20 protein-coding genes are annotated in these 25,737 nt (G+C 44.1%); 8 read left to right on the top strand and 12 right to left on the bottom strand.

Features of this window, described 5'->3' with window-relative positions:
• Window positions 1–21: 21 nt before the first annotated feature.
• Together ACSQ2E_RS02045 and ACSQ2E_RS02040 are read right to left on the bottom strand one after the other, a co-directional pair.
• Window positions 22–1,077 carry a dihydrodipicolinate synthase family protein gene (locus ACSQ2E_RS02045; RefSeq protein WP_435989136.1) on the bottom strand — a complete coding sequence of 352 codons (1,056 nt, stop codon included), beginning with the start codon at window positions 1,075–1,077 and terminating at the stop codon, window positions 22–24.
• Entirely contained in the window at window positions 1,078–2,094 is a 1,017-nt protein-coding gene (locus ACSQ2E_RS02040; protein WP_435989135.1) for an NAD-dependent epimerase/dehydratase family protein, read from the bottom strand.
• A gap of 215 nt (window positions 2,095–2,309) precedes the next feature.
• On the opposite strand from ACSQ2E_RS02040, the gene ACSQ2E_RS02035 reads away from it, so the two are divergent.
• On the top strand, window positions 2,310–3,668 hold the full coding sequence (locus ACSQ2E_RS02035; RefSeq protein ID WP_435989134.1) for a hypothetical protein: 1,359 nt from the start codon (window positions 2,310–2,312) through the stop codon (window positions 3,666–3,668).
• Between the two features lie 25 nt (window positions 3,669–3,693).
• Here the strand turns inward: ACSQ2E_RS02035 and ACSQ2E_RS02030 are convergent, their stop codons facing one another.
• The 4 genes from ACSQ2E_RS02030 to ACSQ2E_RS02015 all read right to left on the bottom strand — a co-directional run bounded on the left by ACSQ2E_RS02030 (window position 3,694) and on the right by ACSQ2E_RS02015 (window position 7,736).
• The gene (locus ACSQ2E_RS02030; protein ID WP_435989133.1) at window positions 3,694–4,605 is read right to left on the bottom strand and encodes a Gfo/Idh/MocA family protein; all 912 of its coding nucleotides are present in this window, start codon (window positions 4,603–4,605) and stop codon (window positions 3,694–3,696) included.
• Window positions 4,606–4,621: 16 nt separating this feature from the next.
• Complete coding sequence (locus tag ACSQ2E_RS02025; RefSeq protein WP_435989132.1) at window positions 4,622–5,425, bottom strand: carbohydrate ABC transporter permease; 804 nt, start codon at window positions 5,423–5,425, stop codon at window positions 4,622–4,624.
• Between the two features lie 25 nt (window positions 5,426–5,450).
• Window positions 5,451–6,347, bottom strand: coding sequence for a carbohydrate ABC transporter permease (locus tag ACSQ2E_RS02020; RefSeq protein WP_435994364.1), 897 nt, complete (start codon window positions 6,345–6,347; stop codon window positions 5,451–5,453).
• A gap of 132 nt (window positions 6,348–6,479) precedes the next feature.
• Window positions 6,480–7,736: a sugar ABC transporter substrate-binding protein gene (locus tag ACSQ2E_RS02015; RefSeq protein ID WP_435989131.1), complete on the bottom strand. Its 1,257-nt coding sequence runs from the start codon at window positions 7,734–7,736 to the stop codon at window positions 6,480–6,482.
• Window positions 7,737–8,015: 279 nt separating this feature from the next.
• Between ACSQ2E_RS02015 and ACSQ2E_RS02010 the strand changes: the two genes are divergently transcribed.
• Both ACSQ2E_RS02010 and ACSQ2E_RS02005 read left to right on the top strand, forming a co-directional pair.
• The gene (locus ACSQ2E_RS02010; RefSeq protein ID WP_435989130.1) at window positions 8,016–8,681 is read left to right on the top strand and encodes a YesL family protein; all 666 of its coding nucleotides are present in this window, start codon (window positions 8,016–8,018) and stop codon (window positions 8,679–8,681) included.
• A gap of 251 nt (window positions 8,682–8,932) precedes the next feature.
• The gene (locus ACSQ2E_RS02005; RefSeq protein WP_435989129.1) at window positions 8,933–11,158 is read left to right on the top strand and encodes an FIMAH domain-containing protein; all 2,226 of its coding nucleotides are present in this window, start codon (window positions 8,933–8,935) and stop codon (window positions 11,156–11,158) included.
• A 47-nt stretch (window positions 11,159–11,205) separates the two neighbouring features.
• Here the strand turns inward: ACSQ2E_RS02005 and ACSQ2E_RS02000 are convergent, their stop codons facing one another.
• The 3 genes from ACSQ2E_RS02000 to ACSQ2E_RS01990 form a co-directional block, all read right to left on the bottom strand.
• Complete coding sequence (locus ACSQ2E_RS02000) at window positions 11,206–12,798, bottom strand: FAD-dependent oxidoreductase (RefSeq protein ID WP_435989128.1); 1,593 nt, start codon at window positions 12,796–12,798, stop codon at window positions 11,206–11,208.
• Complete coding sequence (locus tag ACSQ2E_RS01995; protein ID WP_435989127.1) at window positions 12,785–14,446, bottom strand: alpha-glucuronidase family glycosyl hydrolase; 1,662 nt, start codon at window positions 14,444–14,446, stop codon at window positions 12,785–12,787. Before ACSQ2E_RS01995 ends, ACSQ2E_RS02000 begins: the two co-directional genes overlap by 14 nt.
• Before the next feature lie 108 nt (window positions 14,447–14,554).
• On the bottom strand, window positions 14,555–15,448 hold the full coding sequence (locus tag ACSQ2E_RS01990) for a LysR family transcriptional regulator (protein ID WP_435989126.1): 894 nt from the start codon (window positions 15,446–15,448) through the stop codon (window positions 14,555–14,557).
• 111 nt (window positions 15,449–15,559) lie between these two features.
• On the opposite strand from ACSQ2E_RS01990, the gene ACSQ2E_RS01985 reads away from it, so the two are divergent.
• Complete coding sequence (locus ACSQ2E_RS01985; protein ID WP_435989125.1) at window positions 15,560–16,306, top strand: SDR family NAD(P)-dependent oxidoreductase; 747 nt, start codon at window positions 15,560–15,562, stop codon at window positions 16,304–16,306.
• A gap of 68 nt (window positions 16,307–16,374) precedes the next feature.
• Here ACSQ2E_RS01985 and ACSQ2E_RS01980 read toward each other — a convergent pair whose 3' ends face one another.
• A complete protein-coding gene (locus tag ACSQ2E_RS01980; RefSeq protein ID WP_435989124.1) occupies window positions 16,375–17,109 on the bottom strand; it encodes a plasmid pRiA4b ORF-3 family protein in 735 nt (244 codons plus the stop codon).
• A 582-nt stretch (window positions 17,110–17,691) separates the two neighbouring features.
• On the opposite strand from ACSQ2E_RS01980, the gene ACSQ2E_RS01975 reads away from it, so the two are divergent.
• The 3 genes from ACSQ2E_RS01975 to ACSQ2E_RS01965 all read left to right on the top strand — a co-directional run bounded on the left by ACSQ2E_RS01975 (window position 17,692) and on the right by ACSQ2E_RS01965 (window position 20,866).
• Window positions 17,692–18,348 (top strand): DUF4396 domain-containing protein, encoded by a 657-nt coding sequence (locus ACSQ2E_RS01975; protein ID WP_435989123.1) that lies wholly within the window; start codon window positions 17,692–17,694, stop codon window positions 18,346–18,348.
• Window positions 18,349–18,545: 197 nt separating this feature from the next.
• Window positions 18,546–18,869, top strand: a complete 324-nt coding sequence (locus tag ACSQ2E_RS01970) for a DUF2628 domain-containing protein (RefSeq protein WP_159362990.1) — start codon at window positions 18,546–18,548, stop codon at window positions 18,867–18,869.
• A 146-nt stretch (window positions 18,870–19,015) separates the two neighbouring features.
• Window positions 19,016–20,866 (top strand): TcaA NTF2-like domain-containing protein, encoded by a 1,851-nt coding sequence (locus tag ACSQ2E_RS01965; RefSeq protein ID WP_435989122.1) that lies wholly within the window; start codon window positions 19,016–19,018, stop codon window positions 20,864–20,866.
• A gap of 132 nt (window positions 20,867–20,998) precedes the next feature.
• On the opposite strand, the gene ACSQ2E_RS01960 is transcribed toward ACSQ2E_RS01965, so the two are convergent.
• Both ACSQ2E_RS01960 and ACSQ2E_RS01955 read right to left on the bottom strand, forming a co-directional pair.
• Window positions 20,999–21,832: a hypothetical protein gene (locus tag ACSQ2E_RS01960; RefSeq protein WP_435989121.1), complete on the bottom strand. Its 834-nt coding sequence runs from the start codon at window positions 21,830–21,832 to the stop codon at window positions 20,999–21,001.
• A gap of 13 nt (window positions 21,833–21,845) precedes the next feature.
• Window positions 21,846–23,210 (bottom strand): TcaA NTF2-like domain-containing protein, encoded by a 1,365-nt coding sequence (locus ACSQ2E_RS01955; protein ID WP_435989120.1) that lies wholly within the window; start codon window positions 23,208–23,210, stop codon window positions 21,846–21,848.
• A 469-nt stretch (window positions 23,211–23,679) separates the two neighbouring features.
• On the opposite strand from ACSQ2E_RS01955, the gene ACSQ2E_RS01950 reads away from it, so the two are divergent.
• Window positions 23,680–25,716 (top strand): methyl-accepting chemotaxis protein, encoded by a 2,037-nt coding sequence (locus tag ACSQ2E_RS01950; protein ID WP_435989119.1) that lies wholly within the window; start codon window positions 23,680–23,682, stop codon window positions 25,714–25,716.
• The last annotated feature ends 21 nt before the right edge of the window (window positions 25,717–25,737 follow it).

Below are 25,737 nucleotides of genomic sequence, written 5' to 3'. Positions count from 1 at the left end.
TACTCCCTCTGTCTCATTTATCTACTGCCCCAGCCATTTGGTAAGATTCTCTTTTACAAAGTCATCGTCATGCAAATGAGGATACGCTGCATACACCCGGTCGATTTCTTCCATTTGATGCGGGCTCAGCTCCTCCTTATCCAGTAAGCACCAGCGGCCTTTCATCAGACCCTGCCTTGCCAGAACCTGATTGATGCCTGCGATGCTTCCCCTAAACTGATTTCTGGCATCAAAGAAGGCACCATTGGCATCGGTGACCTCCTGAGCCAGAGTCAACATCCTTTGGGGAATGGTATCGTGAAGCTGCCATTGCTTGATTTCTTTAAATAATTCCACTGCCCGTTTCGTCCAGACAGACCAGTGACCCAACAGGCCCCCTACAATTTTCTTCTGCCTCTCCGTATCACCGACCTTGAACTTATAGGTCGTCAGGAGGTCATTGACGATATTATCGTCATTCCCCGTATAAAGGGCGATTTCATCCCTTCTCTTTGAATGGCAGACGGCCCGGACGACTTCGGATGTCAGGTACCGGTCGAAGGGGGCGAGCTTGACCGCATACACATTGGGAAGCTCTGCAAAGGCTCCCCAGAAATCGAAGGAGAGCACTCTTCCCCCCACGGCAGGCTGCAGATAGAACCCGAACACGGGAATGATCTCCGCCACCTTCCTCGTTCTCTCCAATAACTCTTCCTCTGAAAGGGATCCGAGCCCTCCCATGCTCAAGAGACCTAAATCATAGCCAACGTCCTTACTGAACTGCGCTTCTTTAACCGCTTGTTCCAAGGGACCGCATATCCCCGCCACTTTGATAAAAGAATCAGGCACACCCGCATTCCTGACCTCTTCCATGGCAAGTTTCAGGACTTTCTCATATAAACCGAATCGGGGATCCCGGATTTCAAACTGTGTCGTATGTACGCCGACTGCAAGTCCTCCTACACCTGAATCGATATAATACCTGGTGAGCGCACGCTGACTCTCTTCATCCAACTTTTTATCCCTGGACAAGGCCAGTGGATGGGCAGGGATGAATGCCCCTTCATGTAAGGCTTTTTTGACCGGTGATGGTAACATTTAAAACGCTCCTTCACGCTGTTGAAAATGCGTCGGTTTATTGTAGGTCACTCCGTCCCGCTCCACCCAATCAGCCGTCCAATCGATCATTTGCTGCATGGTGACCTTCGGATATCCAAACAGTTTATGAGCCTGGGATGCATCATTTAACAACGCCGTGGATTGCTCCACATTCACGAAAGACACAGGCTTATTGAACCGCTTCGCAAATTCTTTCGCGAGCCAGCGGACGGAAATGGTTTCCGGCCCCGTCACATTCAGGATTTTCGGCGGGGAGTCGGTGAGAAGCAAGGATCGAATCGCATATTCATTGGCATCCCCCTGCCAGATCACGTTCACATTCCCCATCGTGAGATCGACGGGTTGATCATTGTATACCTGCCTCGCCACTTCCAGGAGGACACCATAACGAAGATCAATGGCATAGTTCAATCTGAATATCAGCATAGGCGTATGATTCTTATGAGAGAAGTACGTCAGGACACGCTCCCTTCCAAGACACGACTGAGCATATTCCCCGATCGGATTGACGGGATTCGTTTCAGAACAATGGCTGCTCACGACTTCGGTCAAAGGATAGACATTTCCTGTAGAGAAAGCGACAATCCTCGAATCCGGAAACTTCTCCGCGAGCCTCCCAGGGAGATAAGCGTTCATCGCCCATGTGAAATGCTCATTTCCTGTAGTTCCGAATTTATTCCCTGCCATATAAATGATGTTTTTCACATCCGGAAGCGTCTGTAAATCTTCATCCTTCAATAAATCAACAGAGATCGTATGAATCCCGCTTGCATTTAGTTCATTTCGTAAATCGGGAGTGGAAAACCTTGAAACCCCGTACACCTTTTTATTCAAACCTGCCTCATCAATGGCCCGTTTCGCAAGCTTCGCCAATGTCGGTCCCATCTTGCCGCCCACACCGAGGATCATGATATCGCCATCGACTTTTGTCAGATCATTCACCAGTGCCTGGGATGGTTCTGTCAAAAAGTCCTCTAATTCGTTGATCGTTTTCATCAAACCACTCTCCTAAATTGTTAGATTGAACTTTCAGAAAATTACTTATCAACATCTTATGAATCTCATTATTAAAAGACAAGTCTTTAATGAGTCTTTAAAGGTTGAGCTTCAAAACAATGAACATCATTGATTTTGACAATTCAGATAATTATCAGTATGATAATGATAAAAAGACATGTCTATTTAAAAGTATCTTTTAGGGGATGAGTTTATTGAGAAGTACGAAACCGATTCATGACAACTCTGAAATCAACATCGGGATCATTGGCCCTGAAGCCCTTGTCGATCAAATCAAATTGACCTTAAAGTCATTTCCGAACTTCAAGCCGTTTTTTGGAATAATCAAACCCGGGAGTGTCATTGCCGAAGTGGTCAAAGAATTAATGTATGATGTGGATGTTCTCATGTTTACGGAATATCACGTATACAATCTCGCGAAGCAGTTTCTGGACTTTTCCATCCCCGCCCATCCCATACCTCTTATGGGAACCGGCTTATACAGATCCCTGTTCCTGATCAAAAACAACCACGGGCTGAAATGTCTTTCCATTGATACGATCGAAAAGAAATACGTGGAAAAGACCCTGGTGGAACTCGTGGAAGAAGATTATGAATTAATGGTGTTCCGAAATCATTCCAAAACACCTTTGATCAGTGACATCGTCTCTTTCCATGTTGAAAACCATGAAATGAAAGGCGCCATCGCCCTTACAGGAATCCAGGAAGTCTATACACTTCTAACAAGCATGAAGATCCCGTGCGAATGGGTCACACCAACCCAGCAGGATATGATCGTATCCCTCGAACGTGCCCTTCTTGCAACGGAAACCCGAAGGAACAAGGAATCTCAGATCGTATTCGGGTTAATCAATGTCGACGATTTCAAAAAAGTGACGGAAAAGTATCATTCTGAGCACGATGTCCAATTATTGAAACTGAACATCCAACAAATGCTCCTTGATTACATAAAACAACTGGATGGCCATCTAATCAATCTTGGCGGGGAAGAATACTCTTTCATCACCACCCGCGGTATCTTCGAAAGGGAAACCCGGGGCTATAAGTTCATTCCCCTCCTACAAGAGACGAATAACGCAATGGGGATCACCTTAAGCATCGGGGTCGGTTTCGGGATGACGGCTGCCGAAGCAGGCAGCCACGCACGGCTCGCATTAAGACAGGCGAAAGATTCAGGTGGAGATGTCTGTTATATCGTGAGAGAAAACAGGAGCGTCCTCGGCCCCGTTGATATTACGACCAACACACAGTACGAGCGGTACGATCTGGCTATAACCGATGCCGATTTATTGGACCGGGCTGAAAAGGCCGGGATGTCCGCTTCCTATATGACCAAGCTGATGGCCCGGGTTGAACGGTATGGAATCGTGGATTATACCGCTCAGGAACTGGCATCCACCCTGAACATCACCGTCAGGAGCGCCCACCGGATCCTTCTGAAATGGATGGATGCCGAGCTCGTCGATATCGTCGGTGAGGAGAAATTGACGCATAAAGGCCGACCGCGGCGCATTTACCGGTTGAGCTTTACGATGGATGAAAAGGTACAATAGAATTCAGGCTTCCTGAATTCTATTTTTATTTACCAGACTGTACGGAAACCGGTCTCGCTGTCTCCCTGCTTTCATTCGCCGCTTCAATGAAACGGATGATTTCCAGCGTTTCGTTTGAGGGTACCCTTGATACCCCATCTTGAAAGAAATCCATGATCTGTTCTATTAAACTCACATAATAAGGCTTGCTGTCAGCCTGTATCCCCACATACTCCGTCCCCTTTTCAAAATGAACAAGAGCTCCGAATTGATGATTCCCTGCACGATTCCCCCTCACCGTCCCAAACCTTCCGTCTTTCCAGCGGGCGTTGATGCTGACATGTGTATCATTCGAGAAGACCACGACACTTTCTGATCCTTCTCCGAGCAGGGTAAAAAGCATCTCGATGGAGTGAATGCCATACCAGAAAAATCCCGGCTGTGATTCTTGAAGCTCCATGGGGCCAAAACAATCGGCACCGATGATCTCTCCAAGGTCCCTCCTTCCCGCCACTTTTATTAAAGGTTCTGCAAACCGGAGAGCCGATGTGCTCATGATCGGTGTGTGGTGACGCTCCGCTAATCGAACCATCTCCACAGCGTCATTCGTCTTTAAACTGAATGGTTTATCAATGAAAATCGGTTTCTGATACACGACCAGTTTCCGTAATTGCTCAAGATGAATGCCCCCATCAACGGATTCCAGCAATATGGCATCCGTCCCTTCGACTGCCTTCTCCAATGAATCGACGATTTCCACGCCATATCCCCTGACAGCTTCCGTGAACTTCTCAATCCTTGAAGCACTAAGTTCAAGGTGAGGAGAGCCCCCGGGAAACGCCTTCACCACTTTCCCGCCCCGGACTGGGTGGGGATCGAGAGGGTCATTTAATAAACGAGTGAAAGCGACCGCATGAGACGTGTCGAGCCCAACCATTCCAATTCCCAAATCTCCCATTCTCAGCACTCCATCCCTATTTAATCCCGGACATCTGAATGCCTTCGGTGAAATAACGTTGGAAGAACAAGAAGATGAGGAATGTCGGAATAAAGGACAGGGTCGAACCGGCCATTTCGATTCCAAAGTTCCCTTCCTTCCCAAGGATCGAAGCCAAACCGACCGTCACCGGAAACATTTCTTCCCGTGTCATATAAATCAATGGCTGAAACAAGTCATTCCAGTTAGAGATGAAGGAAAACGTACCGACGGTCGCTACAACCGGAATCGATAAAGGCAGGATCACTTTGAAGAACACTTTAATATCGTTGGCCCCGTCAATCCGCGCCGCTTCCTCCAGGTCATTCGGAATACTTTGCAGGAACTGCCTCACCAGGAACACACCCATGATCCCCCACAGTTCAGGAACGATCAGGGCCCAATACGTATTGATCCACCCGAAGTCCGCAAACATGATATATTTCGGAATGATGAGCAACTGCTGGGGGATCATGATGACGGCCATGAACACCCAGAAGATGATTTCCCGGCCCGGGAACTTCTTCTTGGCAAAAATGTACCCGAGGATCGCGCAAAAGAACATTTGGCTGAACACCGGTACAATCGTAATCACGACCGAGTTGAAGATCCACCTTAGGAAAAGCCCGTTTCCGATCAAATACGTATAATTACTCAAAGTCGGTTCATCGGGTATCCAGAACAACGGATCCAACAGGGCATACTGCATATCTTTGAAAGAACCTAATGCCATGATGACAAACGGCAAAAGGAAACAGAAAGCCAAGATGGCTAAAGCGATATATTTAATGAGTTTTCCCATTTTCCACACTCCTTTCCTCCTACGATCAATAATACTTCGTATCCTGCCCCATATACTTTCGCTGGATGAGCGAAATGACAAGGATGATAAAGAACAATACGTAGGAAAGAACCGCTGCATAGCTTAAATTCAGCCCTCCGAAACCTTGCTGATACAAATAGAATACAATCGTAGTGGTCGCATAGTTCGGACCGCCGCCTGTAAGCAGGAAGGTGGAGTCAAAGATCTGGAACGAACCGATCGTCGTGATGATGGCGACGTAAAAATGAATCGGCTTAAGTAAAGGAAACGTGACCGACCAGAACATCCGGAACGGTGTCGCCCCGTCGATTTTCGCCGATTCATACAGCTGTTTATCGATCGATTGCAAACCGGCGAAGTAATAAATCATCGTACTCCCGGCCACTTTGAAGATACTTAATCCTGCCAGGACAATCAGTGCCTGACTGGAATCCGACAAGAACAACTGCGTATCTATGCCGATAAAGCTCAAGAGATAGTTCACCATCCCTGATTCCGTTCCCCTGAACAGCCATCCCCAAATCCCTGCTATGATGACAAATGAGGTCACCACAGGCAAAAAGAAAATCCCTTTAAAAATCCCCTTCATCCATACACCCGAATTGATGATCAAGGCAAGAATCAATCCAAGGGCCATCGTTGGAACGATATAGTACACAGAGAATAGAACCGTATTCCAAATCGCTTTCCACGCAAGTTTATCTTCTAAAAACCGCATCCAATTCTTCATTCCTACAAATTCAGGATCCCCGATGATCTTCCAATCCAAAAATGTCAGAACAAAACTGAAGGCAAACGGGAATATTTGAAAAATCAAGAAATGAATCAACGTCGGTATGAGAAAAATATAGACGATGGCGTTCCGGTCCCATTCACGCTTCATCCGTGACTTCAAAGGCATTTTTTTGTTTTTTACGCTCAGCTCACGTTTAACCGTTTCTGTACTTATCAGCTTCATCACCTTCTTCTTATGTAAGTTAGGAAACAGAGAGCACCAATCTCTAAAGAGATCAATACTCCCTGTCCCGTACACCTATTGTTTAGCAAGTTCCGCTTTGATCGCTTCCGCTGCAGCATCGGCTGCTTCTTTCGGCGATTTCTCCCCCGCCATCATCGTTTGCACTTCAGCCTGAATTCCCGGCATGATCGCACGTCCGATCGGATGGATGACCCCTGGTTGAGCATATTGTGTGTACTCAGCAAGCTGACTTAAATATTTCTGATCATCAAAGATATCCTTTGCCGATTCACGTGTCGGGATATACTGTGTCACGGTGTTGAACTTACGTTGGTTTTCTGCATTGGTCACAACTTTGATGAATTCTGCCGCAGCATCCGGATTGTCACTGTTAGACGGAACCACGAACATTCCCGTCGTACCGTAAGTTGCCTGTTCTTTATTCTTAAGAGGCGGGGCAATGACGAAATCCATGCCGCTCTTTTGAAGATTGGTTAAAGAGATTCCCGATCCCTGAACGGCTAACATCTTTCCACCGTTCCAGAGGGCATCATGTTCCATGGCCGTCACGGAATCTTCCGGAATCCAACCTTTTTTGTACATATCATTGATGAAAGTGAATGCCTCGACACCGGCTTCATTATTAATTTTCACTTCATCATCCTGAGTGATGACCTCTCCGCCTGCCTGCCATAGGAATGGATAGAGAGTCCCGTTCATGGAACCTCCACCCTGATAGCTCAGTGCGTAAAAGCCTTTATCCTTGGCCTTTTTAGCCCAGTCAGAGAACTCATCCCATGTCGCTGGCAGCTTTTCGGGATCTCCACCGATTGCTTTGATGACTTCTTTATTGTAGAAAAGAGTGTAAGCTTCCTGAAGGATCGGAAGGCCGTATGTTTTGTCCTTCCATTTTGTCGAAAGAAGTGCCGTGTCAACGAAATCATTCATATCGTTATCCTTTAAATATGGATCAAGCTCGAGTAGCATTCCTTCGTTTGCATATTGAGGCATTTGGTCCGGGATCGCGTAGAAGACATCCGGACCGTTATTGGCGGCTAATGCCGTCAACACTTTTTGATCTCGGTTTGCCCAAGGGATGGTTTCAATTTTCACTTTTACATCAAACTTATCTTCGTAGGAGGCAACGATCTCATCCCACATCTTTTTCTCTTTATCCGCATCCCCTGTGAAAGGATGGACCCAAACCGTGATTTCACCTGAGACTTCCCCATCCCCTGCTTTCCCGCCTGCTTTTTCATCTTTCGAACTACAAGCGGCTAATAAGATGAGCCCCATGACCAGTATTAAGAGAAACGATAATTTCTTCTTCATGAATGATCCCCTCTTCATTTTTATTATTTTTATAAATTGCTCAACCCCAAACGCGATCCGTTTCCCACCTCCTTGAGATTCTGCATCACCACTTTGTAAAGCGCTTTCAAATTCTCTATTGCTTGCTGCAGAATAAAAAATCATTTGATTACTGCTGAATAATTGTTAAAATATTCATAACCTTTACACAAGTCTAAAACGTTTTTGATTAAGAGACAAGTCTCTTAATTGTCTTTAATAGGAAATGGGGAAAATAGTATCGTTTGGTTTATATGACGGATGAAATCTTTGAAAGGGGTGAGAATGATGGGCGGCTGGGAAAGATTTAATTCGATTGTGTTTGTGATGTTGAAGCTTGCTTATATGAATATTCTTTGGATTTTTTTCACTTTTTTGGGGCTTGTCGTGTTTGGTTTCTTTCCTGCAACGGTCTCTATGTTCACCATTGGACGGAAATGGTTGAAGCACGAGGAGCCACTTCCCATTTTCCATACATTTTGGCATACATATAAGAAGGAATTTTTAAAGAGTAATGGATTTGGCCTTATTTTTATCGTGATCGGATATGTGTTGTATTATGATTTCACCTTTATCGGACTGAATAGCGGGAAGCTTACCTTCCTCGTGCCGGTACTCGTGCTGATCCTGATCGCTTATGTCATCACCCTGCTGTTTTTCTTCCCGGTTTATGTGCATTTTGATTTGTCGTTCCTCAGGACCTTCAAGCAAACCTTACTGATTGCCTTAACTTCTCCTTTAGAAACTGTTCAGATCCTTCTTGCCTCCGGTCTGTTATATGGGGCTGTAAATCTTCTGCCCGGCATTACTCCTTTCTTTACCGGGAGCGTGCTTTCCATGATGGTGATGTGGATCAGTTTAAAGGCATTTGAAAAAATCGAGAAAAAGAAAAAAAACGTGTTTGAACAGCATCGAGAATCATTATGACGACGACTTCCGCCTATATGGCGGTTTTTTTTTGAAGAATGAACCTGTAGGTCTTCTGCCCCATCTAACATTACGACGATTTAAAGACTTGTTTCCATGGTTCTAAATCGATAAAAATAGGAATAACAACAGTCGAAGCTTTCTTAGTGGCAAAAATAGAAAGCGCTTACTTATATGTACTATGAAGTAATGAATGAAGGAGGCGGGGAATCGTCACGGGTATGAATTGAATCAACAGAGGAGATGGGTGAATGAAAAAGAACATGAAAGTGTCAGGTTTTGTTTCATTGATTTTTGTCATGATGATGGGAGCGATGTTTACGCCGGCAGGAGCGGCAACAGCCGATACCACTCCTTCGTTTGGGGAGCCGGTAAATCTCGGGGATCCCATTCAAAGCGTTGCTGTATATGACTCTGCCTATGGGAAGGAAGATGGTCATGATGTCATGTATACGACGGCTTCCGGGCATCCTGCCATTTTCCAGGTAGTGGATCTGGAAACCGAGGAAGTGCTGAGGACGTATTCTCTTGAAGGCACGGGGGCCGTTTGGACTCATATCACGGTACCGAATGGAAATGTCTACATTGGTGGGAACGGGTATTTATATGAGTACTCCCCCGAAACACAAGAAGTGAAGAATCTTGGTGGCATAGGAGAAAGTGTCGTGTACGGATTATCGTATGATGAAGAAGGACGCGTCTATTTCGGATCTTATCCGAACGCGAAAGCAGGCATGTATGATCCTGCCACTGGTGAAATGACGGATTTCGGGAACGTGGCTCCGAATGAAAGTTACACCCGGTCGACGGCCTATCACGACGGGTATCTGTATCTCGGTGTCGGCGTTGATAACTATCTCGTCAAATTGAATGTGGAAACAGGGGAGTATGAGAAGATTTCCCTTCCGGATCACGTCATAGAAGGGACAAGCGTCTGGCAGCTGGACGCGTTCGGTGACTATATTGTAGCCGGGGTAGGTGGCGGAGATAACTCCCTGTTATTCTATGACACGACGACAAACTCATGGGAAGACACCTACTACGAAAATAATAAAGGTCTGCGCCTCATCCAAGGTCTCCCGGGCAGTAACAAAGCCTACTTCCAACAAGGCGGCCGGATCATGGAGATTGATTACGAAACACTTCAGGCAACGGATACCGGTGTCCGGTTCGGAACCTTCATCCGGAATACCTCATGGGTTGAGCTTGAAGGGGACCCTGATTTCCCCGGCTATTCATTGGTGACCGTCCAATTCGCCGGACAAGTCACATTCATGAACCTGGAAACAAAAAAAGTGAAAACGATCCAGTACCCCGTGGCGGGTAATCCCATTCCGATCCAAACCCTTGAAAAAGGACCGGACGGCAATATGTATATGAGTGGATATCCAGGTGGAAAAGGAGCCGTATACAACACGACGGAAGAATCATCTGAAATGTTCACGCTCGGACAGGCTGAAGGCATGGTCGCCATGGGAGATCATATGTATTTCGGTGTCTACACCGGTGCAACTATATTTGACCTGGATACAACCAAGGACACAGTCGCACCGAAACAAATCTATGATATCCCCCATCAGGACAGACCGTTCAAGATGGAAGCAGTGAATGATAAACTCTACATCGGCACGATACCTGACTACGGAAAATTAGGCGGATCTCTCACCATCCTGGATCCTGCCGATATTGAAGACACGAAAGTGTTTGAAAACGTCATTCATAATCAGTCGATTGTCGGACTTGCGGAGCAAAATGGAAAACTATACGGATCCACTACGGTTGCCGGGGGTCTCGGCATCGATCCGACAGAAGAAGCAGCCAAACTATTCGTCTGGGATTTAGAAAAGAATGAGAAGATAACGGAATTTGTTCCGGATATCCCAGGACTTGATTACCACCCGAACATGATCAGCGGGATGAGTGTCGGACCGGATGGCTTATTATGGTCTGCAGCAGACGGAACGATTTTTGCCATGGACCCTGAATCTCTTGAAATCGTGAAGAGCAAAACCATTTATGAAGGGGTAAAAGACTACGGAAGATGGCGTCCGATCCATATCCGCTGGGATGAAAACGGGGTGATGTATACCACGTTAGCAGGTAAGCTGACAGCGATCGATCCAGCGTCCTTCGATTATGAAACCCTTGCCGTAACGGAACTAGCCACAATTGGGGATGACGGGGACATCTACTATACTTCCGGAAGTCGATTGATGAAAATCGATGTGCTGGAGTATACGTTGGAATCTGCAAGAGACCTGATTCAAAAGGAAGCAGCAGATGGACAGATCAAGCATTCAGTGGAAAAACAGCTTGTCAATTCCCTTACACAAGCGATTCATCATCGTGACAAAGGACATACCGATCAAGCAAAGAAGCATCTTCAGAAAGCACTGGAACAGTTTGAAAAGGCCAAGGATTCAGATGTAACAAATGACTTGAAGGTCAAATTGGCTTTAAAAACGATTGAGCTGTAAGACTACAAAAAATAACCCGGATGGTGCGTATGTGCACCGATTCCGGGTTATTTTTTTCCGAACGTTTCCTTCATCCGTTTCACAGGATCATATTCCATGGTAGCATCCCATTCCAATACTTGTCCCTCGTTCAGCAGCTCTTCCTTCAACTTATGATAATCGACACCCTGAACAGTTGCATCCTCATGAAAGGCAAGGGACACAGCAGCCCCCACCGATTGTCCGATGATCATGAACACAGGTTCCATCCGGATGGAACCATACGCAATATGGGAACTGGACAAACAAACCGGTACAAGCAAATTCGTACATTCATCCGCTTTTGGCAAGACGGCCCGGTACGAAATGGGATACGGTGAAATCGGGATTTCCACATCCCCTTCATTCACGCACCTTCCATCGATCACGACCCGTCTGCAGTGATGGGAATCCATTTGATACGACGCCAAGCCGATGGAATCTTCCACCTTTGTTTGCCCAAGGCAGTTCCGATCCGTCATGACATAGTCTGACACCATCCTTCTTGCCTCACGAATATACAACTGCGGCGGCCAGTGACCTGTTTCCGGGAATTCATCCTCAGGAAGGCCCCATTCACCCAGTTCCTTCCGGATGGATTCAGGGACCCGCTCATCATGACTTAAAAAATATAGCATGCCGAGATCATAGGTGACATGCTCTTGAAAAATCCTTTCCCTCGTTTCATAACCTGCATCCGGCCATTCATGATTCATTCCGATATAATCGGTGGACACCGCTCCATGATTATTCAGATCAGATTTAGCATTCGGTAGCATGATGTGGAGCTTCATCGCATCCCACACCCCTGCTTGAATATATCTCAGCAGCAGGGCATACCTTTCCGGATCATACAACGGAGGTTTTGGAAAGGGAATACGATGATCGGGATTTTTCGTTAAACAGATCCGAAAGTTATACGCTTGAATCCGGTGATCTCCCTCTCCATCATCAAGAGATCCTTCTTCCGGTTCCGTCACCCCTGGAAGCAGTCCACTTCCGGGATCCCCCTCTACGACATACGGATCCACACGAACTTCAAACTTATGATGGGGTTCGCCAAACCGTACGCCATTATAGGTTTCATTGTATGTGGCGTTGCCTTCCCGGCCAACGGCATAGGCCACATCCGCCCTCGCCATGATATCCCCTTCGTAGCTTGCATCAACGAAATAGCTGCCTTCAAACACCGTCCCGTTTTCCATGATGATTCTCTTAATCTTCCTATCCTGCATCACGACTTTTTCCGGGTGCTGGTTCAGATAGACAGGGATCTCATATTCGTTCAGCCAGTCAGTAAACACCGAACTCGCAGCTTTAGGCTCGAACGTCCACTGTTCATCTTTTCCATAGTACTCTCCGATTCTCCTATAAAACTCTCTGGACAAGCCTCCAATCGCCTCTTTCGCTCCGAAGTCCGTCGCACCCAGACCACTTGCCGTCATCCCGCCCATATGACGGCCGAATTCAGCAATCGCCACGGTCAGGCCCATCTTTTTCGCCTGAATCGCACAGGAGATGCCTGCAGGAGTCGCGCCGTACACAATGAGATGCTTTGTGATTCTTTCATCCCTTTTTTCACTCTTCCGAGACTTGTAATAATAAAGATTACGATAGTCCATGTACGTCTACCCCCTGCTCCTGCCACTCACGCTTACACTTCCTGACAGATTCCTTTACATAATGAAAGTAAAACTGAAGCATCTCCTCAGGCGAAAAGGAGGCAAAATTGTCTTTGGTTAGAAGGGCAAATAATTCCTTACTAACCGTCGGTGTCCGTTTTTCCAGGAAATCCAGCACTCCGTCCACGTAGGTTATGACCTTCTCCCTTCCCTCTACTCCATTGACCTTTTCAGGATCTACAACACGGGCCGGGAATAAGGGGACATTCCAGAACGTGTGGGCAGACAGGATTCTCTCTAGATCGATCATAATGGAGCGATATAGGCTTTTCTTTTCTCCAAAGATTGAAAAATAAGAGTTTACCAGATCCTCATAATCCTTCCCCCAGGTCAATCCAGCGTACATATGATTATTGATCTGCTGAATCCATTTCCAAGGATAGCCCGATGTGATGCCTGAATCATACCGTTTGATATGACACGGTACGATTAAATTCAGGAGTCCATCCACGCCCTGCTTCTTGTAATCTTCCACGTCCTGTCTTATCCTGTTGAAAAGCGGCGGGAATAGTTCACTTAACATGAAATGATCACTGTAATACTCAAGCACGGTAAAGGATCTACCTTTTTTCACTGTTTCCTTCTTCCAATCCAGCAAGCTGTCCGTCGCCCGGCTCTGTTCTTCTCTTTCTGAATGAATGGAGTTCGAGTAATCCCTGCCCCAATAGGCATATAAGACATCCACATCCGGTGAGACCTCCGTCCCTTCACTCCGTTCAAGCATATTCCACTCCAGTCCGGCGTTATAGACGATATGTTCAACCTCGACATTCAGGTCTTTTAATGCAGACTTCAATTTTTCCGTAAACCGGATGTACCCGGGCATGAAATCAGCATAATCATCCTGATGAATCCCGACATCTTCCGGCCAGAGGGATACCCTTGTCACAACCGGTGATTCTGAGCATATCTCATAGATCCGCTCCATGACGGTCTCTTGACTGACGGAATCCTTTAAAAAGTGGGTCGCCTGATTTTTATTTTCATTTAATAGGAAGGATAAGCTGTGTCCCCCAAGGGTCACATTCATACTCCGCTTCAGGAGCTCCCCTTCAATATATTTCTTCACCTTATCCCAAAGAAAGAAGGTGAAGAAGTATTCATTCAATCCATTCTTCGCTCCCCAATCGATCAGTTGGTTTATGTAAATCGGGTCATCGATGGTTTCGATGATATTGCCGCGTCGGGGGAAGAGGGGGTGTAGAATGCATGAGGCATCTTTCTCTTGACGATTCTCCTTTTTCTCACCAAAGTGAACCCACGAATATCCAAATTTCTTCTCACATACATGATACACGCCGTATAAAACCGATCGTTCTTCCTTGCCTATGATCCAAATTTCCTCCCCCTTATCAAGAACCGCAAATCCATCATTCTTTAAAGATAACGGGGTTTGAGAATAAGGGGACGATTGATATTGCTCCTCAAGCATCAAATAAATGGTTCCCGGGTGCTTATCATCGTCTGCGTCCATTCTCCGAACCTCTAACTCTATTCCACTATTCCTGTACAATCTTCGTAACTCCAGAGCGGCAAAACAGATAGTCATGTGATGGCTATCGTATGCGATGGTTTTCAGTAGAATCAACTCCTTATAAAGATTCCGTTCAATCCTTTACAATGGATCTATCTTTAAACATATCGTTAACCACCCGTCGTTAAAATGTCTTTAAAAGAAGCATAGTGACGATTCCCCCTACAATTCCCTCCTCACCCTCTTCACAAACTCCTCCACCCTCCGCGAAGGAACCCGGTCCTTCCTCCTGATCCATGCAAGATGAAGCAGTTCACTCCCCGCCCCTTCAATCTCCACCGGGATAATCGGTTGATTCGAATAGGGAGTACGGGGCCGGAATGAATAATCCATCCCAAGGGTCACGGCCACCCCACTTTGGACCGCCCTCTTAATCGCCTCCGTATTATTTGTGGTAAAAAGAATATCGATGGGGCCAAATGGCGATAAGGTATCGTGGGCAAATTGTTTAATATAATCATCGTTGTACAGAACGAAGGTCTCTCCAACGAGCTGCTGAGGTGAGAGTTGGTCGAATGCGGCCAACGGGGAATGTTCGTGAACGCCCGCCACCATCTTCCCCTCCAGGAGCTCCTCTGCCATCAGTTCGTGATGTTGAACTGCAAACGTCTCAGAGGTCAAAATCAGACCGATATCCAGTTCGTTATTCTCAACGCCCTCGACAATTTTCACCGGTCCCATTTCATGTATTTCCACCTTCACGTTCGGGTAATCGGTTTTAAACGCCGATACCATTTCGAGCAGAAGGTTGATGGGACCTGGGATCATACCGATTTTCAGTTCCCCTGTCAGCGTATCCGAGCACCGGTTCGTTTCTTCCTTCAGTTCTCCAATGGCAGCAAGAACATTGTCCACTTTCTTCATAATATTCTTCCCATCAGCCGTCAACGCTGTCCCCTGACGATTACGGGTAAAAATCTGCACTCCCAACTCCTGTTCCAGCTTGCTGATGGATTGACTCACGGCAGACGCGCTCACATGCAAATGATCCGCCGCCTTCGTCAGTGCCCCTGCCCTTGCCACCTCTGCTACATGCTCCAACTGTTCAATATTCAAGGCCCGTCCCTCCTTAAGTAATACTTAACTAAATGTTAGTTTTATTAAATTATAATAAATTTATGTGAATGTTAAAATAAATTAAGACATAAAAACAAGGAGGAAATACACATGACGAAGAGAGTAGCTGTCATTACAGGCGGAGCAAGCGGGATTGGAAGGGAAACTTCTCTGAAGTTTGCTAAAAAAGACGACCAGGTTGTTGTTGCGGACTCCAATGAAGAATTGGGTAATGAAACGGTCGAGATGGTTCGTTCCGCAGGCGGCGAAGCCATCTTCATCAAAACGGACGTGTCCAACCATGAAGACGTAACCAGCTTAGTGGAAAAAACCGTCGAAGAATACGGAAGAATCGACATCATGTTCAACAATGCCGGAATCGGGTCACCTACACCTGTACTCGATATGGACATGGATGCCTACCACAGGATCATCAATATCAACCAGCACGGCGTCGCATACGGCATCATCGCAGCGGCTAAAAAGATGAAAGAACTGAACATCAAAGGCGTCATCATCAACACCACCTCCGTATTCGGGGTACTCGCGTCACCGAACACATTTGCCTACCACGCGACAAAAGGAGCCGTAAACATGATGACCAAATCAGCGGCACTGGAACTGGCTCCATACGGCATCCGAGTCGTCGGCATCGCACCAGGAGTCGTGGACACCCCGATCATCCAAGGCTATAAAGACCACGGCATCATTGATTCCATGAAGGCGAAAGTAATGGGGAATAAATTGACCCAGCCTGAGCAACTGGCCAATGCGGTTTACCTTCTTTCATTGGAGGAAGCAGATGCGATTAACGGTAGCGTTGTAATGGCGGATGAGGGGTATGCGTCGTTTAAATAAGAAGCAGGGGGACGGTTCTTCTGCTTCCACCCCAAAAAAAGGAAGCAAGAGAACCGTCTCCTTGCTCCCTAACTCTTTCGATACTTATCCTCAATAATCATATAATTTTCATGATTAATCTTATCCCACTGTGTCTTCTTATAGTTAAGTCCTTTGAGTATGTAATTGGTCCACTCAGGATCATATTCCCTGAAGTATACTGATTTGGCCCATGCCTTTATTTCCTTATGCTCCGGATGCTTCTCATCACGGTATGCTTTAAGAAATTCATAAAAACCATGGATCCCCCCTACATCTTCGGGGGGAGATGTCTCTTCTCCATTCAGAAGGGTTGGATAGCCGAAGTAGTAATCGTCGACAATCTGCTCAAGCTTAATGGTAAACTGCCAACCATCACCGAAATCATAGGCATACCGGATTTTTCCATACTTCTCCAGATAATCATCGATCTTTAATCCAGTGGGTTTCCGCACTTCGACCTTCAGTCTTTCCAAAACATTCTTTTCAAATTCCAACATTTCAGGCGGAACCGATTTAAGCCGTTCCTCATACGCCGCCTTGTTTTTTTTATAGTGCTGATGATCAAGATAGGCTTCTTCATGGTCCGTGACAATCTTTTCGTCTTTCGTCAAGTCGAATTCATAGAGGTGATAACCTTCCCGAGGATAACCACTTCGGAAATTTGTGACGGTCTGGATGACGTCGTGAAGCCTTCTATATGTCGCTCCCGCTGGCATGATGACTCTTCTCCATATCAAAGGATCCGACTCTTCTAAATCGATTTTGACAATGTATGATTTCAATTTGGATTCCCTCCTAGTGAGTAGTTGATGAGAGAAAAACCGTGGTTCCCCCCTCGTTTTTATCATTCAAGAGAAGGTGTGCTCTGCCCCTCGACCTGCTCCCCCATAGAACTGCTAAACAAGTCACTTCTTCAACCTCTTTAACTCCTAACTATTATCTAAATATTTGTTTACATATACGAACAGCATAATACCAGTAATCCCTATGGTTAATCAAACGTTTGTTTAAAAAGACGTGGACCGTTCCCTTGGCTCTACAAAAAATATATTAAAAAACAAGGATTAGGGTAGCCATAGGGACTGAACTCATGGTTCACCTTTGAATCCCCTAGTGAAGTAAAACAATCCGCCCGTTATATTTTGGTTACATTATTATCACATACATACACCTCCAACTAAAACAAAAGACCTGAAGCATCCCCCTCAATTGTTTTCCCTCCTTATTCATATTTTAAATAGGTTGGAAAAGTGAAAAAGGTCCCCGCGGAGAATTTTTTCAAAAAACCTCTCAATCTCAAAAAGATTATCAATATCCTCTAACGGGTATATTTGCTTATAGAAGAATATAGAAAGGATGGTTCTGTGCTAACAACGATTTCGTGGATTTTTCTAGGGATAGGATTATTGTCTTCCCTGATCATATTAATGGATGTGTTCAAGCATCCGCAGAAGATGAAGATCATGAATGTGGTCTGGCCGATCAACGGGTGGTTCTTCGGGCCGATTGCTCTTTGGACATACTTTAAATGGGGTCGGGTAAAAGCGAAGGATTTAGAGAAGGAAGACAACCGCGGCCATGGGGTGAAAGTGTTCGTCTCCACCAGCCACTGCTCGGCAGGCTGTTCGTTCGGTGACGCGGTCGGTGTTCCGATCGTCGCCATGACTAGACTTGCCATTGCCGGTTCTACCTTATTCGCACATTATACCGTGGAATTCATACTTGCCTACTTATTCGGCGTCATCTTTCAATTCTACTCCATTTACCCTATGAACAAGGAAGATGGGAAACTCAACGCCTTCAAACAGGCAATCAAAGCCGACTCCCTCTCCCTGATCGCCTTTGAAGTCGGGATGTTCGGATGGATGGCCGTTGTTCATTATCTCTTATTCACTGAGCCGCCGAAGCCGACTGAACCTTCATATTGGTTCATGATGCAGATTGCGATGATACTAGGGTTTCTGACAAGTTATCCGGCGAATCAGTGGTTGATCAAGAAAGGGTTGAAGGAAGCGATGTAGAAGCAGGGGACGTCTCCTGCTTCTTTTTTGCGCCCTTTTCTCTACACCTTAATTCTGACAGCCTGCCTTTAGTAGATTCTGGTGATTGTATCCTGAGACGGTCAAAAGAAGGAAATCGAACAGGAAAATATAGTTATATTTTGAATAAATTATGATACAATACTAAAGTACTATAATTAAAGGAGGAGGAATGTAGAGTGAAAGCACGATTACAAAACGAAGCGGGAGTTACAAAAGAAGTGAAGATCGGATTCAGCTGGACGACTTTCTTTTTTGGGTTTTTCCCTGCCCTTATTAGAGGAGATTTAAAGTGGGCTGCCATTATGTTCATTACAGCTGCAATTGTTGGTGCCTTTACATTTGGATTTGGTGCATGGATTCCAGGAATCATATTCTCATTTGTATATAATAAAATCTTTATAAAAGATCTACTTGAAAAAGGCTACCGACCTGCTGATGAAACCACTAGAAGTGAACTACAATCCAGAGGGATCATCTCCGGTTTGTCAAAAGCAGTTTAATAGAGATCGTCATGATCTTTCGTTCCTATTGCCGCTCCGTTTTTTCTGGAGTGGTATTTTTATGGCTCATTTCTTAATCATGTATAACATTACAACGTTTATTGTAAAAAGAACTCACTAAATATGTATAAAGAGGAGAAGGCACTTTGAAATTTTGCACTTCATGCGGAAAAAAAATAGAAGGAAACACCCCCCACTGTACCGGCTGCGGGGCTAATATAAAAGGGAAAGAAACACTTAATAAAAAAGAAACCAGCATTCCTTCCTTTTCAACACTAACCTTAAAATCAAAAATCATCATCGGAGCCGCTCTACTTTTCTTCATTACCTGTATTTCTCTATATAAAGTGGGCGACTCCCTAACGAATAAAGCAAACCTGCTGACTGATTTCGAGGAATACTTAGAGACAGGCAATGTCGATGAATTAGTCAGTATTCTTGATTCAAGAAAAGATTCTGAAAAGGTTACAAAGAAAAATGTTCAGGCCCTTCTTACCTATTTAGAAGAAAACCCGGATCAAAAAGAAAGCATGATAACCCAATTACATAACAATGTAAAAACCGCTGATGCCCATACAGTTAAAGCCAATGATGATCTTGAGTCTCTCGACCAGCTGATTACCTTCGAAAAAAGAGGGAAGAAATTCCTGATTTACGACAATTATGATTTCATTATGGAGTCCGACCCCATGACGGTTTATTCCAATTACAACGACCTTCGTTATTACGTCAACGGAAAAGAAATCAAACCTGAATCCGGAGAAGGCGATAGTGTCAATTTCGGAACGTTCATACCTGGAACGTATAAAGTCAAGGCAGTCCTTACTTCCGATTTCGTGGAGTTGGAAAAGGAAGTCGATATTCAACATGTCGGACCAACGGACACGGATCTTTTCTTCGACATCGACTATACAACGATCCATACGAATAGCGAAGGTGCCTCCGTGTGGGTGAATGGAAAGGATACTGGGATAAAGACCACAGAAGACAACACCGCCGAAATCGGCCCGATTCTTACAGATGGTTCCATGGAGGTGCAAGTAAAGAAAGACATGCCTTTCGGGACAGTTCAATCCGATGTCCTGGCCATTGATGATGATGTACTTGATGCGCCTTTGGCGTTGAGCGACAAACAAAAGGATCAGGCCAAGGAAGGACTGAAACAATACTTCCTTAACCTTTCCAAAGCACTTGCCTATCAAGATGAAAAGTATCTTAAAGAGGAATCCAACGAAGTTTCACCCTTTGTTTCTTCTTCTTTTGAAGAGTTGGCGGGTGATGACTGGAAAACGTTCGGTTACATTACAGGACTGGAAGTAGATTCAAAAGCTATATATCTGGAGAAAGTGGATGGTGAATGGATGGCCACTCTGCCGGTCCACGCAGAATGGATGCAGGATTATGTGTATTCAGGAGACCCCATTTCATTGACAAAAGAGAGTGTTATGAGTAACTACTCTTTAAGCTATGCACCAAAAAGTAAAAAATGGAGTGTCGCCTCCTGGTCTTCGGCCTGGGATTTTGATGAAAGCAACGCTCAAAAGATCGATATCGATACAGCTGCACTGAAAAAACAAATGGAAACTGCACCGGCATTTAGTAACATTTCTCAAAAACAAGTCAGTGATGATGTGGAATCCTTTGTTGAATCCTTTATTTCCAATGGTGTTCAAGCATATAACAATCGTGACTTTTCAATTCTATCAGATGATATAGACTCCTCTTCCGCCTATTCAAAAACAGTTAAAGACTATATCGACCACCTCGAGAAAAAAGGAATAACCGAGGATCTCGTCAACGTTGAAATAGTGAAAGTCGAACCATTGGAAGATGGCTCTTACTACGTTTATACATCGGAAGAATACAATATTTATTACAATGACAACACAGGGAAATACAAAGCATTTGAAGGCAAGTACAAAATAACTTCTACAGATGATGGCTTGAAGATGTATGATCTCGTATCGACTGAAGAAGTAGATAGTAGGGATCTATAAGCAAGCATTGAAAGCATAGGGGCGGATCTGAAGTTTCCTCATAACAAAAAGAAGCACGTGAACTGTCCCCGTGCTTCTTTTTAGGATAATAAATGAATTCAAACTTTATGGTTATCAATCTGAATCAGTCTACTAAAACCCCATATTCAACAAAGATTCAATCTCATCCATGAACTCCATCACACTCGTGCGAATCACCAGGTAAGTAATGAACATAGACAACGCCGACGCTCCCGCAGCCAAGTATACCTTGTTAACTGACGATTGATATTTCATTGCTCTGTCGTACACAACTATTGCCGGCATAATGACAATGGCATAAAGAATTGAGACCCCTGTCAGAATAAGTGTAAATTGAACTGAACCCATTAATCCAGTAAGAATCGCTACTACATTCAATGAAGCAAATGGAACGAGAACGCCACCGAAGTGAGCCAGTAACTCTTTCAAAGAAAACCCTTGAGACATCAATTTCCCTGCCAGAAACACACTAATCAGCGCTCCCACAATAAAGATCAGGGAAAACATAAGGAGGGATGATGTAATATGGAAAAACGGCAAAGATTGTGTTCCCATCCCATCCTCAGAGAACAAACTTCCAAGTCCACCGAACATCGCTTTAAATAATTTATTCACCAAAAAATAGATGCTTAGTGAGAAAGCTATGACAAAAATGCAAATCGTAATAAGTCCATTAACAAACTGTTGATCTCCACCCTCTAATGCTACAGAAGGTTTTTTCAGAACTTGTAATGCATAATTCCAGTATTTAGATACATTTTCCTTAGCCTTTGTCACACTTTCATTTACTTGAACAGGCTCTCTTGCAACTGTCTCCGAGGCAACAGCAACTTCTTCGCAAGCACTTGGCTGATGGTTATTTTCAGTCTCCATTAAACCGGCTCCACATTTCCCGCAGAACTTACCAGAATCCTGTTCATTCACACATTTCGTGCATTTCATCATGTCGTTCCCTCCATTAAATCTCATTTCGTTCTGTATCATGAATATCGATTTTCTTAATTTTAAACGCTGAATCTTCTTTTATGATGGTATATATTTTCTCACGATCATATGTAGTCTGTTCTCCGAGATGGTTGGTGAAAATGAAATTCTCGTTTGTGGTAATTTCAAATATGCCCTCTTCGGCCTCTTTAGAATTCAAGATCGTATTGTCTCTGAAATCATAGGAATAATCCTTATCCTGCAAATCTCCTATATACTCAACTAATTCCTTCTCTGCTAAACTTCCGGAAAGCAGGTAGGAAGAAATTAACGTATAGTCCCGGGTATTCAAAGCCTGTTCATATGAATCCCTGAAATCGAGTACAAACTGATTGGCTTCTTCCATAGAAGTTGATGAGTCAGCAGATAGGTTCTCTTCTTCCTCTGCAAATACGAAAGAAAGACTTCCCCATGACCCTTGTTGCTGTGTGACCTCTTCACTCTTTAAAGACTCCCCATTCGCTTGCGACAATTCCGCAAACATGGTCACTTCCTTGTCTTCCGGAAATGGGCCAAGGTACTCCAGCTCTTGCAACGACTTCTTCGTGCTTTCTCCATTTATAAACAAAACGGCTTCAGGAAAATTAGTATCAATCGCATATGTATCCCCGTTAAATTCCAGATTATACTTTGAGTCACCGGATTTCGTCGATTTCACTTCAATATCATCTTCTATGGAGAATTCTCCGTAGAGATTAGCGGCATCGGCTTTTACCGTATATGTGCCAGAATAGGCTTTACCCACCTCAACAGGTTCACTGCTGTCTTTCACACTCACCGTTTTATCACCAATCTTAAACGTAGCGGGCTCCATATTAGTTGTAATGAAGACTCGATTGGGAACCGCTTCAATGTCATATGTTTCATAAAAACCTAAGATGGAATCTCTCTCTACTTTGAAAACATCATGACCGCGTTGATCCTTAACAAAAGCATCAAATGTCAGGTCACTCTCTGTAATGGAAACCAATTGTTCCCTCATATCTTCCCAATCCAATGCCTTTATATAAGAGAAATACTGTTTCTTATTTAATAATGAATCTTTGTCGAACGCTATGTATTCAAGAAAACCTTCCTCACTATTACTCGTCATGGCATTGTCCATCGATTGAATTTTTTTCATAGGATCATAAATTGAAGATAATATCATATGAGTGCTAACCAGACCTACAACCAACATACCGGCAATGAACAGAGACACCTTCTTCTTCTTAGACAATGTAGTCTTGGGAACCTTCTTGATCGATTCCTCCTTATCCACCTCCCTCTTAGCTCCACAACTTTCACAAAAAGCCAGGTCATTTTTTAGTGATTCTCCACATTCTGTACAGTAACTCAACTTTCGTCCTCCTTGTTAGAAACTCACTTCATTTGGAAGCAGGTTCCATTATATCATCTAACCAACCCGACATTGGGTAATATCAACTACACCATGTAGTAAAATATACCTATTTTATATTTGGCATTTTTTATCTTTCACAATTCGAGGGTAAAAGTAATAGAACACCCATCTCTTCTCGTTTTCCATAATTTCTTACATAGCTTTACCCCTTTACATCCCGGCCCTAGACTAATTCTAATCAAGTACCGTCCCTACTTAACTCCCCATTTAACTTTTTTTTCTGAATAAAACTACTTCTTATTTTCCGACAACTTTTTACAAAAACTTTCAATTGTGGTGGTATAATCAATTTTTATCGAATGAATCAAAAGTCTTATATAAAAGCTTTTTACTGGAATTTCATAGAGTCTAAGGGCTTTTTAAAGGTATTAAAATACTAAAGAATTTCACTTCAGGGGGAACCATCATGTTAAAACGTTTTACATTTAATAGCTTACGTATGAAAATGATTGTCATCTTTTCATCTCTTTTTACCGTCATTCTAATTGGGTTAGCTGTATTTTTGTATGTGCAGCAAAGTGAGAAAATAAAAGCAGATGCACAGTCAAATTCAGAATCAATTGTGAAACAGATCGATTTCGGGATTAATATGTTTCTGGAGAAGTATGATTCTACGATTAACATTTTAAGCAATCAATCTTTAATAGTAGATTACTTAAAGAGTACAGAAGATAAAGCAGGAGAGGATTCCTTGGAAGCCAAAGTACTCCATAAAAGGGTTTCCAATGAATTTGCTTCTTTCATCAGGCATAATCCAGCAGTAACAAATATCTATGTGACTGCGATGAATAAAAAGATTTTAATAGAACCATCAGTCACTCTCCCTTCAGATTTTAATCCGTTAGACGCGCCCTGGTTCAAAGGAGCCAGTTCTGACCGGGAAGAAGCATTTTGGAGTGAGCCTTATGAAGATAAGTCATCAGGTGAGTTTATTGTTACATTATCTAAAGTCGTAACAGAACAAAACTCAAGCAAAGTTCTAGGAGTCATTGCGTTCGATATCAAAATCGATCAGCTACATGAGTTGGTCAAATCCATTGATGTGGATTACCAGGGGTACTCGTTTCTCTTCGATCAGAATGCCGTCGCAATGGTTCATCCAACAGAAAAAGGGAAGAACCTTATGAATCTTGGATTTATTAAAGATATGTATGACGCAAGTGACGAAAGCGGAAGACTCGATTACGTGTTTGGCAAACAGGATCGGGTATTATTTTACAATACCATTAAGGAAACCAACTGGAAGGTTGGAACGGTTTACATAAAGAAAAACATGCTGGAAGAAGCAACGGATTTACGAAATACACTCTTGCTCCTCACTCTTATTATCATCGTGCTGATTTCTACTATTACGACTGTCGTTGCGAGAAGTATTACAAAGCCATTGATCCATTTGAATAAGCAAGTAAGTAAAGTAGCTCAAGGTGATCTGACCGTGTCCGTCCAATCAACAACAAGTGACGAATTGGGGCAACTGACCAGGAACTTCAATTCAATGGTTATGAGTATGAGAGAAATTATTCAATCGGTGCAATCCTCCGTTAATCAGGTAAAAGAATCAACGGAAAGCCTTAGTGCCATCTCAGAGGAAACGACTGCGTCAAGTGAAGAAATCTCCCGTGCCATGGATGAAGTCGCATATGGTGCAACCCAGGCTGCAACAGACTCAGAAGTGGCGAACCAACGAACGATGGACTTATCGACTCAAATTGAAGAAGTGGATGCAGCATCCAACAAGTTACTTACCCATTCAAGAAGTGCATCTACCACAAGTGAAAATGGCTTGAGACAGATGACCAATCTAAAAGAAAAGGCACATCGATCCAATGCAGTGCTTCATACAGTAGAGTCCGCTATTCATAACTTATCGAAGAAAATAAGTGAAATTGATACAGTCATTCATTCCATAAATGCCATCTCTGATCAGACGAACCTGCTTGCACTCAATGCGAGTATCGAAGCAGCAAGAGCCGGGGAACATGGAAAAGGGTTCGCGGTAGTGGCCGAAGAGGTCAGGAAGTTGGCCGAGCAATCAGCCAGGGCAACAGATCAGGTAAGGATGACCATTCAAGATATACAAAGTCAATCTAAACAGGCAACCATTGAAATGAACACTACGAGAAAAATTGCTGATGAACAAACACTTGTCGTCAACGAAACTGAAAATGCATTCCATTCCATTTCATCCATGATTGATAACATGGTTTCATCAATCCAAGGAATTTCACAAAAAGTTGAATTCATGACAAGCCATAAGGATGATGTGGTGGGGGCTATCCAAAGTATTTCTGCAACGGCGCAGCAATCGGCTGCATCCAGTGAAGAGGTAAGTGCATCGACGGAACAGCAATTGATGGCATTGAACTCCATCGCTCAATCGGCCGCCAGTTTAAATGAGGCCAGCATCTCATTAGCTGAGATCAGTAGCAAATTCAACGTTTAATTTATGAAGAAAAAGGTGATA

It is taken from the genome of Rossellomorea sp. LjRoot5, from assembly GCF_964253455.1.
Taxonomy (GTDB): Bacteria; Bacillota; Bacilli; order Bacillales; family Bacillaceae_B; genus Rossellomorea.
The sequence above is the reverse complement of the archived record's forward strand: the minus strand, read 5'-3'. Positions and strand labels throughout refer to the sequence as shown.